The sequence below is a fragment of the Curtobacterium flaccumfaciens genome, assembly GCF_004361695.1.
Lineage (GTDB): Bacteria > Actinomycetota > Actinomycetes > Actinomycetales > Microbacteriaceae > Curtobacterium > Curtobacterium flaccumfaciens_B.
In genome coordinates, this window is sequence record NZ_SNVW01000001.1 from 443,676 (window position 1) to 459,572 (window position 15,897).

The 15,897-nt window shown below is 72.0% G+C and carries 17 protein-coding genes; 9 read left to right on the forward strand and 8 right to left on the reverse strand.

Going from position 1 to position 15,897, the window contains the following annotated elements; translation table 11 throughout:
* Window positions 1–41: 41 nt before the first annotated feature.
* Both EDF64_RS02010 and EDF64_RS18385 read left to right on the forward strand, forming a co-directional pair.
* The gene (locus EDF64_RS02010) at window positions 42–632 is read left to right on the forward strand and encodes a TetR/AcrR family transcriptional regulator (protein WP_133518406.1); all 591 of its coding nucleotides are present in this window, start codon (window positions 42–44) and stop codon (window positions 630–632) included.
* Window positions 633–1,058: 426 nt separating this feature from the next.
* Window positions 1,059–2,510, forward strand: a complete 1,452-nt coding sequence (locus EDF64_RS18385; RefSeq protein WP_208108805.1) for a hypothetical protein — start codon at window positions 1,059–1,061, stop codon at window positions 2,508–2,510.
* A 210-nt stretch (window positions 2,511–2,720) separates the two neighbouring features.
* On the opposite strand, the gene EDF64_RS02020 is transcribed toward EDF64_RS18385, so the two are convergent.
* The gene (locus EDF64_RS02020; RefSeq protein WP_133518407.1) at window positions 2,721–3,581 is read right to left on the reverse strand and encodes an SDR family NAD(P)-dependent oxidoreductase; all 861 of its coding nucleotides are present in this window, start codon (window positions 3,579–3,581) and stop codon (window positions 2,721–2,723) included.
* A gap of 94 nt (window positions 3,582–3,675) precedes the next feature.
* On the opposite strand from EDF64_RS02020, the gene EDF64_RS02025 reads away from it, so the two are divergent.
* A complete protein-coding gene (locus tag EDF64_RS02025) occupies window positions 3,676–4,350 on the forward strand; it encodes a TetR family transcriptional regulator (protein ID WP_133518573.1) in 675 nt (224 codons plus the stop codon).
* Between the two features lie 76 nt (window positions 4,351–4,426).
* Here EDF64_RS02025 and EDF64_RS02030 read toward each other — a convergent pair whose 3' ends face one another.
* Window positions 4,427–5,191 carry an SDR family NAD(P)-dependent oxidoreductase gene (locus EDF64_RS02030; protein ID WP_133518408.1) on the reverse strand — a complete coding sequence of 255 codons (765 nt, stop codon included), beginning with the start codon at window positions 5,189–5,191 and terminating at the stop codon, window positions 4,427–4,429.
* A gap of 68 nt (window positions 5,192–5,259) precedes the next feature.
* On the opposite strand from EDF64_RS02030, the gene EDF64_RS02035 reads away from it, so the two are divergent.
* Together EDF64_RS02035 and EDF64_RS02040 are read left to right on the forward strand one after the other, a co-directional pair.
* Complete coding sequence (locus EDF64_RS02035; protein WP_133518409.1) at window positions 5,260–5,838, forward strand: TetR family transcriptional regulator; 579 nt, start codon at window positions 5,260–5,262, stop codon at window positions 5,836–5,838.
* 43 nt (window positions 5,839–5,881) lie between these two features.
* Complete coding sequence (locus EDF64_RS02040; RefSeq protein ID WP_133518410.1) at window positions 5,882–6,295, forward strand: VOC family protein; 414 nt, start codon at window positions 5,882–5,884, stop codon at window positions 6,293–6,295.
* 69 nt (window positions 6,296–6,364) lie between these two features.
* On the opposite strand, the gene EDF64_RS02045 is transcribed toward EDF64_RS02040, so the two are convergent.
* The gene (locus EDF64_RS02045) at window positions 6,365–6,634 is read right to left on the reverse strand and encodes a hypothetical protein (RefSeq protein WP_071294042.1); all 270 of its coding nucleotides are present in this window, start codon (window positions 6,632–6,634) and stop codon (window positions 6,365–6,367) included.
* A gap of 51 nt (window positions 6,635–6,685) precedes the next feature.
* Here EDF64_RS02045 and EDF64_RS02050 point away from each other — a divergent pair, with 51 nt between their 5' ends.
* Window positions 6,686–7,132, forward strand: coding sequence for a VOC family protein (locus EDF64_RS02050; protein ID WP_133518411.1), 447 nt, complete (start codon window positions 6,686–6,688; stop codon window positions 7,130–7,132).
* Window positions 7,133–7,138: 6 nt separating this feature from the next.
* Here EDF64_RS02050 and EDF64_RS02055 read toward each other — a convergent pair whose 3' ends face one another.
* Window positions 7,139–8,092 carry a manganese catalase family protein gene (locus EDF64_RS02055; protein WP_133518412.1) on the reverse strand — a complete coding sequence of 318 codons (954 nt, stop codon included), beginning with the start codon at window positions 8,090–8,092 and terminating at the stop codon, window positions 7,139–7,141.
* Window positions 8,093–8,220: 128 nt separating this feature from the next.
* Here EDF64_RS02055 and EDF64_RS02060 point away from each other — a divergent pair, with 128 nt between their 5' ends.
* Window positions 8,221–8,805, forward strand: a complete 585-nt coding sequence (locus tag EDF64_RS02060; protein ID WP_133518413.1) for a GNAT family N-acetyltransferase — start codon at window positions 8,221–8,223, stop codon at window positions 8,803–8,805.
* A 139-nt stretch (window positions 8,806–8,944) separates the two neighbouring features.
* Window positions 8,945–9,823: a DUF808 domain-containing protein gene (locus EDF64_RS02065; protein WP_133518414.1), complete on the forward strand. Its 879-nt coding sequence runs from the start codon at window positions 8,945–8,947 to the stop codon at window positions 9,821–9,823.
* Between the two features lie 78 nt (window positions 9,824–9,901).
* Here EDF64_RS02065 and EDF64_RS02070 read toward each other — a convergent pair whose 3' ends face one another.
* Both EDF64_RS02070 and EDF64_RS02075 read right to left on the reverse strand, forming a co-directional pair.
* Complete coding sequence (locus tag EDF64_RS02070) at window positions 9,902–10,903, reverse strand: glycoside hydrolase family 16 protein (RefSeq protein WP_133518415.1); 1,002 nt, start codon at window positions 10,901–10,903, stop codon at window positions 9,902–9,904.
* Between the two features lie 470 nt (window positions 10,904–11,373).
* Complete coding sequence (locus EDF64_RS02075) at window positions 11,374–12,255, reverse strand: NAD-dependent epimerase/dehydratase family protein (RefSeq protein ID WP_133518416.1); 882 nt, start codon at window positions 12,253–12,255, stop codon at window positions 11,374–11,376.
* 96 nt (window positions 12,256–12,351) lie between these two features.
* On the opposite strand from EDF64_RS02075, the gene EDF64_RS02080 reads away from it, so the two are divergent.
* A complete protein-coding gene (locus EDF64_RS02080; protein ID WP_133518417.1) occupies window positions 12,352–12,927 on the forward strand; it encodes a TetR/AcrR family transcriptional regulator in 576 nt (191 codons plus the stop codon).
* A gap of 39 nt (window positions 12,928–12,966) precedes the next feature.
* Here EDF64_RS02080 and EDF64_RS02085 read toward each other — a convergent pair whose 3' ends face one another.
* Both EDF64_RS02085 and EDF64_RS02090 read right to left on the reverse strand, forming a co-directional pair.
* Window positions 12,967–13,815, reverse strand: a complete 849-nt coding sequence (locus tag EDF64_RS02085) for a glycoside hydrolase family 16 protein (protein WP_133518418.1) — start codon at window positions 13,813–13,815, stop codon at window positions 12,967–12,969.
* Between the two features lie 107 nt (window positions 13,816–13,922).
* Complete coding sequence (locus EDF64_RS02090; RefSeq protein WP_133518419.1) at window positions 13,923–15,872, reverse strand: potassium transporter Kup; 1,950 nt, start codon at window positions 15,870–15,872, stop codon at window positions 13,923–13,925.
* Window positions 15,873–15,897: the final 25 nt, after the last annotated feature.

The following is a 15,897-nucleotide window of genomic DNA, read 5'->3' on the forward strand; positions in this document are numbered from 1 at the left end:
GCGCCCCACCCACCAGCACCATCCGCAGACAGGGAGTCCTCGTGACCACCACACCGGCAGCGACCGCGGCGACGGAGCCGTGCACGCTGCGCGAACGGAAGAAGCAGCAGACCCGGCAGGCGCTGCACGACGCCGCCCTGACACTCGTCTCGGCGCACGGCCTCGACGGGGTCACCGTGGAGCAGATCTGCGCGGACGCCGACGTCTCGCCGCGGACCTTCTTCAACTACTTCACCTCGAAGGCGCACGCCGCGATCGGCCTGGACACCGTCGAGGTCCCCGAGGCCGCGGCGGAGTGGTTCGCCGTCGCCGACGGCCGGCTCGTCGACGACCTGTGCGGCCTCGTCGCGCGCACCGTCCCGCTGTCGCAGGACCGCCGCCGGATGAAGGAGCTCCTCGTGCTCCGGCCGGAGATGACCCCGATGGTCATGCAGTGGATGGCCGAGTCACGGCAGTCGCTGCTCAGCACGGTCGGCACCCGCACGGACGAGCAGACCGCACGCACCGCGGTCGCCCTGGTGATGTCGGCACTCAGCGAGGTCGCGCACCGCGAGACCGTCCGGGGCGCCGAGGAGCTCGCCACGCGGCTCCGCGCCGTGGTGCGGGAGATGGGCGCGCTCGCCTCCGCCTGACGCCCCAGCGCCGTCCCGGCCCCGGGTGCGGGGCCGGCGCGTCGCTGACTCGGAACGACATGGTCGACGTCGTACGACGTCGACCATGTCGTCCGGCGCGGACGCGGCCCGTTGTCCGCGCGCGGGAACGACGAGGTCGCTGTCGTGCGACGACGACGGTGTCGTTCCGGGTCGACGGAGCCGGCGCGGGTCCGGCGCACCCCCACCCCGGCCTGGAGGCACGTCACGGCCCCGCAACGCCGCCTGCGGACAGCGGTGCGGGATTGCGGGAAACCCCGGGGCTGCGCGGACCCACAGGTCGCGTTCGGCATCCCGCAGGACTCCTCTCGCGGACGTCGAAGCATGCCTACGCTCCGGACATCGGCCGTACCCGACGGCTGGTTTCCGGTCATGACGACCGGTACGCACGCCGAGGAGCCCCACCCGATGAAGCACCGTCCGAGCTGTCGTACCGCAGCACTCATCACCGCCGCCACCGGCACCGTCCTGGTGTCGAGCGCGTTCGGCATCGTCCCCGCGATGGCCACCACCGCGGCACCGGCGACGTCCACCTCCGTGGCCGCTGCCGACACCGCCTCGAGCACCGCCGCGGCCGCTCCGCAGGTGGCCGCACCGGCAGCTCCGGCACCGTCGCCGGCCGCGGCTGCACCGGCACCGGCGCCGGCTGCGGCAGCACCGGAGGCTCCGGCCCCCGCCGCGTCGACGGCCCCCGCCCCGGCAGTGACGCCGGCAGCGACCCCGTCGGCCGAACCCGCTCCCGCCGTCGACCCCGCCCCCGCTGCCTCCGCCCCGGCACCCGCCGAGACGACCCCGGCGGCCACGTCGGGCCGGCAGCCCACCGCACCGTCGACCGGCACGGCCGCGAAGCCGAGCAAGCCCGGCGCACACGGCCACGGCCACGGCCACGACGAGCACCAGATGCCGACGTACTCCTCGCAGTCGTCGCAGTCCTCGCCCGTCACCCTGCCGTCCGTGCGGGCCGGCGAGGAGTTCAGCGCCGACCTCCGCGCCGACCACGCGTACGGGGCGACCTACACCCTGACCACCGTCGAGGGTGGTTCCGTCTCGCTCCCCGAGGGGCTGTGGTTCCACGACGGCGTCCTCGGTGGCACCCCGACCTACGCGGGCACCTTCACGGCGCTCGTGACGGCCACGAACGACTGCGGGACCGCGAGCCAGTGGGTGCGGATGACCGTCACCCCGGCGGCGTCGCTGCAGCTCGGAGTCGTCGTCCACGACGTCCCCGCGGCCTCCGACGGCTCGTACACCTGGGTCGCACCCGACGGCTCGACCTCGCCCGGACCGATCCGCGTGAACGAGGGCGGCTCGATCACCCTCGTGCCGTGGACCAGCGACGAGTACGGCAACGCCACCAACGCGTCGGCGACCGCCGAGGTCTGGTCGAGCATCGACTCGGACGTCGTCGTGCACGGCGACTCCGGCTTCACGATCACGTTCCCGCACGCCTCGTCGCACGTCATCTCCGTGACGGTCGACGGCGTCTGCACCGAGTTCACGGTCGAGGTGATCCCCGCGTCGACGACGCCGACCACGCCGACCACGCCGACCACGCCGACGACGCCCACCACGCCGACCACTCCGACCACGCCGGAGCCCCCGACGACGCCGGTCGACGACCCGGCCGAGCCGGTCACCGACGTGGTGGCGATCCCGGTGGTCGTCCAGGCCACGCCGATCGCCTCCGGCGTGGTCGACCCGGTGGCCACCGCGACCCCCGTCGCGACGGCTGACCACCTGGCCTACACCGGCGCGGAGACCTCCACGCCGATCGGTTGGGCCGTCGGGCTCCTCGCGGCCGGCGCGGCGCTCCTCGGGTTCCGCGGGATCCGGACCGTCCGACGCCGCCACCGCGGCTGAGACCCGTGTCGCGGTGCGCAACGGCGCGCACCGCGACACGCACGTACCCGGTCGTTCCGCGCGTACCCAGTCGTTCCGCGCGTACTCGGTCGTTTCGCGCGTACCCGGTGGAATCGGGCGTAGGAGGTCGGAAGTTTCGACCTCCTACGCCCGATTCCGCTTTCCACTCCGGGCGTGATGGGAAGGAACGGCACCGCGCACCGGACGTGCTCAGACGTGGGCGAGCGGGTCCAACTGCTCCGGGGTCGCGTCCGCGGCCTGTGTCGAACGGCTGAGCGCCTCGTTCCGCTCGTCCTCGGCCAGGAGCGCACGACCCGCAGCGGTGCCGTGTTCGAACGCGTCCGGGCCGACGAGCAGGCGGAGCGGCGGCTCCTCCATCGCGACGATGCGCAGGACGAGACCGGCGACGAGGTCGGGGTCGCTCGCCCCGATCGCCGTCCCGCCGTGCATCTGCGCGGAGACCCCGACGGTGGACGCGTACTCCGGCCGCACCAGGGCGACGCGCATCGACGACCCGGCCCAGTCGGTCCGCATGCCACCCGGTTCGAGGACGGTGACGTGGACGCCGAAGGGGGCGACCTCCCTGGCGAGGACCGAGGAGAACCCACCGACGGCCCACTTCGCGGTCTGGTAGGCGCCGAGGCCCGGCGTCGCCATGCGGCCGCCGACCGACGACACCTGCACGATGTGCCCCGAGCCCTGCTCCCGCATGACGTGCACGGCTTCGCGGCTGAGCGTGACGACGCCGAACAGGTTGGTCTCGACCTGCGCGCGGAAGTCGTCGGGGTCGGCGTCCTCGATGGCCGCGAGGTTCGCGTACCCGGCGTTGTTGACGAGCACGTCGAGCCGGCCGAAGCGCTCGACGGCGGTGCGGACCGCGGCGCGTGCGGCCTCGGGGTCGGTCACGTCGAGGGCGACCGGCACGAGCGCGGCTCCCTCGGGCACCGTGACGTCGTCGAGTGCGTGGAGGTCGCGGACGCCGGCGACGACCTGGTGGCCGGCGGCGAGGGCGGTGGTGACGATCGAGCGGCCGAGGCCACGGGAGGCACCGGTGACGAGGAAGACGGACATGGTGATCCTAACTGAACGGTTGGTTGACACCAGTCATGGAACACCCGGCGTCCACGGTTGTCAACCATCCAGTTGATAGCATCGGGAGGTGCCCATGCCCCGCGACGCCGATGCCACCCGCGCCCGACTCCTCACCGCCGCCCGCGACGAGTTCGCCGCGGTCGGGATCGCCGGCGCCCGGGTCGACCGGATCGCCGCGGCCGCCGCCAGCAACAAGGCGCAGATCTACCACTACTTCGGCAGCAAGGACGGCCTGTTCGACGCGGTGTTCGACGCGATGGTTGCGGAGACCCTCGACGAGGTCACGATCGACGCCGACGACCTGCCCGAGTACGCCGGACGCCTGCACGACTCGTACGCCCGGCGGCCCTGGGTGCAGCGTCTTGCCACCTGGTACCGGCTCGAGCGCGGGGACGCCGAGCAGCCGATCGACGCGGTCGTGCGGAGCAACGCGGCGAAGCTCCGGGCGATCGAGGATGCCCAGGATGCCGGACGGCTGCCCGCGACCTTCACCGCGGCGGAGCTCCTCGGCATCGTGATCCACACCGCCGCACTCTGGAGCGGGGCGACCCCGGAGTACGCCCGACTCACCGACGAGGTCGGAGCGGCTCGGCGCCGTGCCGTCGTGGTGGCCGCGGTGGACGCCGTCGTGCGCGCGGAGGCCGCGCGGGGAGTCGGCGTGGGAGGTGACGTGGGAGATGGCGTGGGAGGTGACGTGGGAGATGGCGTGGGAGGTCGTTCCGCGCATACTCGGCGGAATCGGGCGTAGGAGGTCGAGAGTTTCGACCTCCGACGCCCGATTCCGCTTGCCACTCCGAGTGCGATGGGAAGGAACCGCCACCGCGTCAGACGACGGACCACCCACCGTCGCTCGGCAGCACCGCGCCGTTGACGTTGGTGGAGTCGTCGCTGAGCAACCAGGTGATCGCGGCGGCGAGTTGCTCGGGCTGCGCGACCGGCGGGATCGCGACCTGCATGATCGGGCCGACACGACCGGCGGCGTACTCGCTCCGCATCGGCGCCTCGATGTTCGTCGCGACCGCTCCCGGCGCGACGGCGTTCGCGCGGATGCCCTGCGGCCCGTGGAAGAACGCCACGCTCTTCGTGAACCCGGCGATCGCGTGCTTCGACGCCGTGTACGCGGCGCCGGCCGCCGAGGCCCGGAGCGCGGCCTCGGACGCGACGTTGACGACCGCGCCGCGACCCGCCGCGATCATCACGGGCAGGACGGCGCGGGTGAGCCGCATCGGGCCGGTCACGTTCACGCTGAACACCCGGTCCCAGGTGGCGTCGTCCACCTCGCTCGGCGGCAGGAAGGCGTCCATGATGCCGGCGACGTTGGCGAGCCCGTCGATCCGCTCCCCCGCGGCGGCGATCAGCGCGTCGATGGTCTCCGTGGCGGCGACGTCGCCGACGACGGTCTCGAGACGCCCGTCGTGTGCGGCGAGTTCGCCGCGCAGGGCCTCCAGCCGTTCGGCGACCACGTCGGTCGCGATGACCCGGCCACCCTCGTTCGCGATGCGCGTCGCCGTGGCGCGTCCGATGCCGGAACCCGCTCCGGTGACGATGATGGTCCTGCCGGTGAACCGTCCGGCGGTGGTGTCGGTCATGTCGTCTCCTCACTGAGAGGCGCTCGCTGCGCCACCCTGGTTATAGCACTCAGTGCCGAAAGGAACGCATGAGCTCGACGAGCGATCGGCCGACCGGACGTCCGCGGACGATCGACCCCGACGCGGTGTCCCTCGTCGCACTGCGGCTCTTCGACGAGCAGGGCTTCGACACCGTGTCGATGGACGACGTCGCCGCGGCCGCCGGGATCAGCCGTCGCTCGCTGTTCCGGCTGTTCCCGAGCAAGGCCGCCCTCGTCTGGGGCGGGCTCGACGAGTTCGCGACCCGCTTCACCGACGCGCTCCGGGCACGGCCCACCGACGAGCCCTCAGCGACCGCCCTCCGCGCCGCCTACCGCGTGGGAGCGTCGTTCCCGGACGAGACCGTCGAGGTCACCCGGCACCGGCTCCGCGTCATCCGCACGAACCCGTCCCTGCAGCGGGGCGGGGACGCGACGATCACGTCGCTCACCGACGCGATCGTGCGGTTCGTGGCGGAGCGGGACGGCGGCTCGGTCGACGACCTCGCCGTGATCGTCCGGGCGAGCACGCTCGCGGCGGCGACGAACGCCGCGCTCACCTGGTGGGCGACGCACGGCGAGGGTCGCCCGGCGGACGCGGTCGACCGGGCGATCGACCTGCTGGGCTGACGACCTCCTGGTGCGACCACCGCCACGGCGGTATCGTCCCGGCATGAACGTGAACGGGCCCTCGCCCTACTTCCAGTTCGACGGCACGGCCCGCCAGGCGCTCGAGCGCTGGCAGGGCGTCTTCGGGGGCGAGGTCCGTGTGGCGACCTTCGCCGAGTTCTCCCGCACCGACGGCCCCGCCGACGCGGTCGCGCACGGGCAGCTCACCGGCGAGCTGCAGCTCTTCGCGGCCGATGCGGCCACCGGCGAGACCCCGTTTCAGGCGTCGGGCCTGCTGTTCTCGCTGCTCGGCGCCGCCGAACCCGACGTCCTGCGGCGGTGGTTCGACGACCTCGCCTCGGACGGCACCGTCGTCGATCCCCTGCAGCAGCGGCCGTGGGGCGACTGGGACGGGATCGTCCGCGATGCCTTCGGGGTCACCTGGCTGATCGGCTTCGAGGCATCAGCCCAGCAGTGACCCGCGGGCGAAGCGCCGGCTGCGAGTACTGCGGCGCGCACGCGCCGAGCGACGCGCCGGCTGTGAATACTACTGCGCGTCGGACGGCAGCAGCGGCGCCCAGTAGGCGTCCGGCCCGTCGGCGACGACGGCCTCGCGCTCGAACCGGAACCCGTACTGCTGCACGAAGTCGGCAGCAGCGGCCTGCTCGTCCTCGGCGTCGTCGTGCGCAGCGTCGAACAGGTACACGCCGTGCCCCATCGCGACCCCGGAGTCGCTGATCACCGAGAGGTCCCAACGACCTTCCTCGGCGCGTTCGATCCGGACGACGGCGGCCTGTGCGGCGGTGAAGTCAGCCATGCCACGAGCCTACGGACGACACCACGGCGACGTTCAGCCTAGGGTGGCGCCATGGCGGCGACGGAGCGGCAGGTACGGCAGGTCCAGGTGACGTTCGACTGTGCGGACCCGGAGCGGGTGGCACGGTTCTGGTGCGAGGTGCTCGGGTACGTGGTGCCCGCGCCACCGCCCGGCTTCGACTCGTGGGACGCGTTCGACCAGGCCCTCCCGCCGGAGCACCGGGGTTCGGCGTTCGCGTGTCAGGACCCGAACGGCGTCGGCCCGCGCCTGTTCTTCCAGCGTGTCCCCGAGGGCAAGGTCGTGAAGAACCGCGTGCACCTCGACGTTCGGGTGGGCACCGGCCTCGTCGGCGCCGAACGGCTCGCAGCGCTCGACGCCGAGAGCGACCGGCTGATCGCCCTCGGCGCCACGCAGTTCCGCCGGATGACGGCCGACGAGGTGAACGAGTCGTGCATCGTCATGCAGGACGTCGAGGGCAACGAGTTCTGCCTCGACTGAGTCCGATCAGGCGACCGGGCCGTACTGCGGCGTCTCCGCCTGGTCCAGCTCGAGCTCCGCGGTCTGCTGGATGAGCTCCAGCAGGTCGGCGTCGAGTCCCGGTGCGAACTCCTCGAGGCGCTCCTCCGCGATGAACGACGGCGTGCCGGTCGGTGCCTGCTCGGACGCGTCGAGGTCGGTGCCGTCGCCGGACGGTGACGCGCCGCGGAAGATCTTGGCCGCCTCGGACGCACCGTCGAGGTCGAAGCTGTACTGCTTGCTCTGCAGGCCGAGGTCGACGAGCTCCTTGACCTCGGGGAACCGCTCGGCGTTCGTCTTCGGGATCGGCAGCAGCGACTTCCACTCCACACCGAGCGTCTCGAGCGCCTTGGCGTAGGCGTTCTCGTGCGCCTGGTCGCGGACGATCAGGTACGCCACCGTGGCACGCGCGGTCGGGTTGTCCGTCATCTCGTAGATGCGGCACTTCTGCAGGCGCCCCGTGGACTCGAGCATGAGGTTGTAGAGCAGGTCGAGCGGCAGGTTGCCGGAGTTGTAGACGTAGCTGCCGCTCCACGGGTTGCCCGCCGAGTCGACCGGCAGCGCGCCCTGCGCACCGACGAGGTAGTGGTGGATGTTGCCGGTGTCGAGGGCGATCGACAGGGGCGTCGCACCCTTCGCGCCGGGCTGGTCGACCGGGTCGGTGACCTTGCCCGAGTACCCGGGGGCGCCGTCGAGCAGCCGCGAGATCGTGGTGCCGATGAGCTCGACGTGGCTGATCTCCTCGGTGCCGACACCCTGGATGAGGTCGCGGTAGGGCTTCGCAGCCGGGCCGCGGAAGTTCATCGCCTGGAACAGGTACTGCATCATCGTGCGCATCTCGCCGAACTGGCCGCCGAGCCCCTCCTGCAGCGCGTTGGCGGCCGCGGGGTCCGGGTCGCCGGGAGCGATGTCGTTGATCCAGGTCTGTGCGTGGAAGTACATGGAGCCTCCTGCTGTCCAGCGACGGGGTCGCCGCTGACCTCACCGTCCTCGCGAGCGACTGGCAGCCCGCACGGTTCAGCCACCAAGCGCACGAGCGGCCGTGTCGCCCCCGCGGGTACGGTCGGTGCATGTCCGCTCCGGCCCGCCTGCCCTCGACGATCCGGACGCCCCGACTCGTCCTCGGCGGCTGGACCGACGAGGACGCCGGCTGGTACGCCGACCTCGTCGCCGAGCGGAGCGCCTCGGCAGCGCGGCGGGGTGAGCCGCCGACACCGCGCACGGCCGGCAGGCCGGGCCACGACGCCGCGACAGCCTCGGTCCGCTCGCTCGCCGCGACGGTGGGGACGCCGCTGCCCCTCCACCCGGTGCGACTGCCGGGAACGGGTGCGGAAACGGGATCGGGTACGGGCACGGCGCTCGGGTACTGCGGCCTGGTCGTCGGACGGTCCACCGCCGCCGAGCCGGAACTCGCCTACGAGTTCCTCGAGGCCGCACACGGCCACGGCTACGCCACCGAGGCCGCCCGAGCCGTGGTCGCCGCCGCCCGCTCCGCCGGGTACACCCGCCTCTGGGCGACCATCCGCGCGTGGAACGCGCCGTCGTTCGCCGTCGCCGGACGGCTCGGCTTCGTCCGCGACCCCGCCGCGACCGCGGCGCACCCGGAACCGGACGACGGCCGCGGCGAGCAGGTCTGGAACCGACTCGAGCTCTGACCCGGCCGGTCGGCGCGTTCCGGTCGGGTCGCGCCCACCTGCGGGCCTGGAGGCGCGGTGCGGCCTGGCACCGCGCCTCCAGGCCCTAGTCTGTGAGCCGCTGGTCTGAACGGACGGACAGGCGACGAGTGGAGGACGGATGTCAGTCGGGTTGCTCGCGGTCGTGGACGACATCCTCGCCGCCGCCCTCAAGGCCAGCGCGAAGACCGCGGGGGTCGTCATCGACGACGCCGCCGTGACGCCGCAGTACGTGCAGGGGCTCGAGCCGGCGCGCGAGCTGCCGGTGGTCGGGCGGATCGCGCTCGGCAGCCTGTTCAACAAGTTCGTCATCATCATCCCGCTCGCGCTGCTGCTGACCGCGTTCGCGCCGTGGGTGCTGCCGTACCTCCTCGTCCTCGGTGGCGCCTACCTGTGCTTCGAGGGCGCCGAGAAGGTCCTGGAGTGGTTCGGCACGCACCACGAGGCCGAGTCGGCGGAGCCCACCACCGAGCCGAAGCTCGTGTTCGGCGCGATCCGCACCGACCTCATCCTCAGCACCGAGATCATGCTCATCGCGCTCGCGAGCCTCGACACGGACCTCGGGTTCTGGCCGACGGTCGGGGCCCTCGCGGTGATCGGGCTCGGCATGACCGCACTGGTCTACGGCGCGGTCGGGCTGCTCGTGAAGGTCGACGACATCGGCCTGCAGATGATGAAGCACCCGGTCCGTCGGACCCGGCGCACCGGCGCCCGGATCGTGCGGGCGATGCCGGCCGTCTTCCGGGTGATCAGCATCGTCGGCACCGTCGCGATGCTGTGGGTCGGTGGGCACCTCGTCATCGCGAACCTGGCCGAGACGTTCTGGCACGGACCGTACGACCTGCTCCACGCGATCGTGCACGCGATCGAGGCGGCCGGACCGGTCGTGACGTGGATCGTCGACACCGCGGTCTCGGCGGTGTTCGGCGTCGTGCTCGGGATGCTCATCGTCGGGATCGTGCTCGGCATCGGGCGGCTGCGCGGTCGCACGCACCACTGACGCGGCAGCCGGACGCCCCTGACCTGCCGGACGCCGCGGCGCCCGGACCGGTGGTGGTCCGGGCGCCGCGGTGCGGGGTCACTTCCAGATGGAGATCCAGTCGATGTCCACGCTGCCCTTGCTCGACGCGGGCGTGGTGCCCTCGCCGATCGCCGTCTCGGCCTGCAGGGTCACGCGCATCGGCGTGGTCGGTACGGCCTTCGTCGTGGTGGCGACGAGCGTGCCGTCCCAGTAGAACCGGACCGCGGTCTTGTCCCACTCGGTCGTGGCGACGTGGTACCCGGTCGTGTCCGTCGGTGCGAACTGCTCGGACTCGGGCTCGAAGTGCATCGCACCGTTCGAGTACGTGCCCGGCACCGCGGACGCCGGACGGGGCACCCCGCCGAGGTCGGCCTCGGGCCAGTCGATCTCACCCTGGTTCCAGTCGTCACTCGACGGCCACATCATGCCGACGAACTTGTAGCCCGGGGTCTTCGTCGTCTTGTAGCGGACCGAGACGCGACCGGTGGTCTGCGCGGAGTACCCGTCCGGCAGGATCGTCGCGACGAGCGGCTGCCCGTTCTCGGAGTGCAGGTCGAAGTCCAGGTTGCCGTTCGCGACGCTGAGGACCTTGTCCGGGGCGTAGAGCCCCTGACCGCTCGTGTCGTTGTACCCGTCGTACGCGGCCATCTTCGGGTACTTCTGCAGCACGGAGCCCTTGGCAGCCGCGGTGTCGAAGTCCTCCGCGTAGCTCTGCACCCAGGTGCGGCCGTTCGAGGTCACGTTGCCGGTCGGCATCGTGGTCGTGCTGCCCGCCGGGTTCGACGGGGACGACGGGGTCGGTGCCGACGTGGTGGGTGCCGGGGCCGGGGTGATGGGGGCCGACGCGGTCGGCTCCGGGGTCGGCTCGGTGGGGGCCGAGGTGGGGGTGGGCGGGGTGGGGGTGGCCGGTTGCGTCGGGGACGAACCCGAGCCGCCGGCGTGGTGGTGATGGTGGTCGTGCGCCGAGCTGATGCCGAGCGCGCTCGCCGCGACGGTGCCGGCGGCCACCACGATCGAGGTGATCCGCCGCCAGTCCCTGGCGGCTGTTCGGTTCCACATGCGTTACTGCCTCCTGATCGAGCATGAACGGACGCGGAACCGTACCTTCTCGACATCGCCGACCCTGTCCAGGTTCTGCCCAGCCCGACCCCCTCCGCACTTGACAACGACTGTTGCTCAACAGATCGACGACAGGTGTCTGTCTTCTGCCGTGCTCAACCGGGTCGGTCCGCGACCTATCCCCCGGCGATCCGCATGGACACGGGAATGAGTCGTCTACCCCTCGTTTGCGGGTAATCCCCGCGGATCGGCCACGATCGGGCAACGATCTGCCCGCGACTCGCCGGGCCGAGATGGCGGAGCGCTGTGCGCGGGGGACATGTTGTGGAGACAACCTGTGAGAACTCGCAGGTGCACTGCTCGCCTCGGAGCTGCCAGGGAGCCTACGCACGGTCCGAGGGGCGCCCCGCGCCCGGTACGCACGTGCAGACGGGAGGCGCGGTGCGGGCTGGCACCGCGCCTCCAGTCCGTCACGGGGTGACGTTCTCGAGGTCGGCGAGCAGGCTCGGGTGCCGGGGCTGCCACCCCAGCGAGCGCTGCGTGTGCGCACCGGAGGCAGGCTGGTCCATCGCGAAGATGGGCGCAAACTCGCCGAACACCTCGTCCGCGACCCGCTCGACCGGCACGCCGAGTCGGCGGCCGATGACCGCCACCAGGTCACGGACCCGGTCACCCTCGTCCGCCACCGCGTGCCAGGCCGTGCCGGCGGGCGCGCCCTCGAGCGCCAGGCGGAACAGCACTGCGGCGTCCCGCGCGTGCACGGCCGGCCAGCGCTGCTCACCCGTGCCCGGGTACCCGGCGACCCCGGAGCCCCGCGCCGTCTCGGTGAGGATGCCGGCGAAGCCCCCGGCTCCGTCCGCGTGCACCGTGCGGGGCAGGCGGACGGCGGACACGCGCACGCCGCGGTCGGCGAGGGCGAGGGCGGCGAGGACGGACCGTGCGCGACCGGCGACCGGCCCCTCGAGCGGGAGCGGGTCCGTCTCGACCGATGCCCGCCCGGGGACCCACGGCGTCCCGGAGACGACGACGAAGGGGCGGTCGGAGCCCACGAGCTCCTCGCCGAGGGCGGCCATGGCGGCGGACTCCTCGGCGATGCCCCGGGCGAGTGCCTCGGCCGAGCTGAAGTCGTTCGAGAAGGCGAGGCTGACCACGCCGTCGGCTGCTGCCGCCCCGGCCCGGAGGACGTCGAGGTCGGCGATCGAGCCGGGCACGGGAGTCGCCCCGGCGGCGGTGAGGGCTGCTGCGGAACGGTCCGACCGGGCCAATGCAGCGACGGTGTGGCCGGACGAGACGAGTTCGGTGACGACGGCAGTGCCGATCGTGCCGGTGCCACCGGTGACGAAGACGTGCATGGGTGCTCCTCAGGAGTGCGATCACGAGTGATGGGACTGTTGTCTCATCACGGTACACCCCCGATGGGACAATTGTCCCGTCGATAGGATGGCGGCATGGCGCGATGGGAACCCGGAGCCCGGGAACGGCTCGTCCTGGCGGCCGTCGACCTGTTCTCCGAGCAGGGCTACGACGTGACCACCGTGACGCAGATCGCGGAGCGCGCCGGCGTGACCAAGAGCACCTTCTTCCGGCACTTCCCCGACAAGCGCGAACTCCTCGTGGCGGGTCAGGAGACGCTGAGCCGACTCCTCGCCGAGGGGATCGCCGAGGCCCCGGCCGACAGCGGTCCGCTCGACGCCGTCGCCGCCGGGCTCGCCCGGGCGTCGGAGGAGATGGGTCCGGTGAACCGCGAACTCGGCCCACGACTCCGGGCAGCGGTCGCCGCGAGCGCCGAACTGCAGGAGCGCGACGCCCTGAAGAGCGTGGGGATGGCGGCCGCGATGGCCGAGGCGCTCCTCGCGCGCGGCGTCGCCGTCGCACCAGCACGGCTCGCGAGCGAGATGGGCGTGCTCGCGTTCAAGCAGGGCTTCGACCGGTGGTCCGGCTCTGGGCGGACCGACGACGACCCGCTCGCGGGACACGCCCTGGCCGCGCTCGACGAACTCCGCGCGGCGGCCGCGGCGCTCTGACGCCCGTCCGGACGGCGCCGGCGCGGGATCAGCGCCGGGTCAGTTCCAGACGGCGACCCAGTCGACGCTGACGTGCCCGACCGCGGAGGCCGGGATCTTCGCGCCGCTGGTCGTGGTCTCGGCCTGCAGCGTCACGCGGAACGGCGTCGTCGGGACCGCCTTCGTCGTGGAGGTCACGAGCTTGCCGTCCCAGTAGAACCGGACGATGCCCTTGTCCCACTCGGTCGTCGCCACGTGGTAGCCCGTCGAGTCGGTGGCCGCGAAGGCCTCCTTGCCGGGCTCGAACCGCATACCGGTCCGCGGCGACCAGGTGCCGGGGACCGCCGACGCCGGGCGGGGCCGCGCGCCGAGGTCCGCCTCCGGCCAGTCGATCTCGCCCTCGTTCCAGTCGTCGCTCGACGGCCACAGGATCGTGGAGAACTTGTAGCCCGCCGTCTTGGTCGTCTTGTACCGGATCGACACCCGGCCGGTCCGGTGCGGTGCGTACCCGTCCGGCATGACCGCCGCGACGAGCGGCTGCCCCTTCTCGGTGTGGAGCGCGAAGTCGAGCACCCCGTTCTTGACGCTGAGGACCTTCGCCGGCGCGTACTTCCCGCGGCCGGTCGTGTCCGAGAACCCGTCGTAGGTGCCGAGTCCCGGGTACTTCTTCGTCACGGTGCCGAGCGCCGCCGCCGTGGTGAAGTCCTGCCGGTACGACTGCTTCCAGGTCCGGCCGTTCGTCGTCACGTTCCCGCGCGGCATGCCGGTCGTCTCGGCGATCTTCGCCACGGCGGTGGAGGACGCCGGCAGGGCGGCGGCCCGTGCGGACACCGGGGCACCGCCGACCAGGGCGGTCGTCGAGACGAGGGCGACGGTGAGGGTAGCGACGACGACGAACGGGGACCGCATGCGAACTGCCTCCTGCGTGGGGGATGCTCTGGACGTGGTGTGTGCGAGGCAGTATCGGGCGTCCGGTGCAGGCCGTTAGCAGTCAGGCCGTCGGGTTTCGGTGCGGGTCAGATCTCGACGTCGCTCCCCATCGTCACGGTGCGCTGCGCGGGCAGCCCGAAGCGAGCCGCGGGGTCGGCGGCGTTGTGCGCGAGGCCGACGAAGAGCTTCTTCCGCCACGACACCATGCCGCGGTTGCCGGGGGTCGGCCGGAGTGCGCCGCGGGAGATGAAGTACGACGCGTGCTGCATCTCCTCGGGGTCGATGTCGAGGACCTCGGCCAGGCAGGCGGCGTGCAGCGCCTTCGGCAGGTCCTGGTCGTCCGAGAAGCCGAACTTCACCGTGATGTGGTCGATCCCGTCATCCTCGTAGCCGAGGTCGTCGCGGAAGAACGCCTTCGCGTGCGGGACGTGCGGCACGTTGGCGGTGAGGACGGACACGATGAGCACGGTGCGGTGCAGCACGTGGTTGTGCTCGACGTTCGCGCGGAGCGCCAGCGGGGTGGTCTCCTTGTTCGGGTGCGGGAACACCGCCACCCCGGGCACGCGCGGGATGTGGTGCTCGTTGACCCGTTCGATGAAGTCGGCGAGGGACCCCTCGCGTTCCTTCCGTTCCTCTTGCACGAGGGCGCGCCCGCGCCGCCAGGTGGTCATCACGGTGATCACGGCGAGGGCGATGAGGAGCGGCACCCACCCGCCGTGGACGATCTTCGACAGGTTGCCGGCGAGGAACGTCAGCTCGAGGCCGCCGAACGCCACGGCCGCGACGACGAGCTTCCACGGCTTCCACTTCCAGAGCGGTCGCACGACGAGCAGCAGCAGGATCGTGTCGACGACGAGCGCACCGGTGACGGACACCCCGTAGGCGGTGGCGAGGTTCGCCGAGGACCGGAAGGCGAGCATGATCGCGAGCACGCCGATGAACAGCAGCAGGTTGACGGCCGGCAGGTAGATCTGTCCGCTCTCCTGCCGCGACGTCTGCCGGATCGTCAGCGGCGGCAGCAGCCCGAGCTGGACCGCCTGCCGGGTGAGCGAGAACGCCCCGGAGATGACGGCCTGGCTCGCGATCACGGTGGCGATCGTCGCGAGCACGACCACCGGCAGGCGGAGCCCGTCCGGGAACAGCAGGAAGAAGGGGTCCTTCGCGGCGGACGGGTCGCTCAGCACGAGCGACGCCTGTCCGAGGTAGTTGAGGACGAGCGCGGGGAACACGACGAAGAACCACGCGCGGAGGATCGGGGTCCGCCCGAAGTGCCCCATGTCGGCGTACAGCGCCTCGGCACCGGTGATCACCAGCACGACCGCGCCCATCGCCACGAAGGTGATGTACGGGTGCGCGAACGTGAACGCGATCGCCCACGTCGGGGAGAGCCCCTGCAGGACCCCGGGGTGCGCGAGGATGTGCGGCACGCCGGCGGCGGCGATGACCACGAACCAGAGCAGCATGACCGGGCCGAACAGGTTGCCGACCTTGCCGGTGCCGAACCGCTGCGCGGCGAACAGCACGACGAGGATGACCGCGGCGATCGGCACCACGAGGTGCCCCACCGACGGCGCTGCCGTCCCGAGCCCCTCGACCGCCGACAGCACCGAGACCGCCGGGGTGATCACCGAGTCGCCGTAGAAGAGCGAGACGCCGACGATCCCGATGACGAGGAAGATCGTCGCCCCGCCACGGCGCTTCGCGTACAGCCGGCGTGCGAGTGCGGCGAGCGCCATCACCCCGCCCTCGCCGTCGTTGTCCGCCCGCATGAGCACGAGGACGTACTTGATCGAGACGATGATCGTGATGCTCCAGAACATCATCGAGATGACGCCGTAGACGTCCTCCTGGTTCGCCTTGACCAGACCGTCGTCGATCGTGAACACCGTGCGCAGCGCGTACAGCGGACTCGTGCCGATGTCGCCGAACACCACGCCGAGGGCGGCGAGGGCGAGGACGGCGATCCCCTTGCCGGGACCGTGGTGACCGTCGTCGGTCGTCTCGGTCGTCGGTGCCTGAGAGCGGGTCTCGGTCACGCTCGTCACTTCCGTCTCCGGCCGT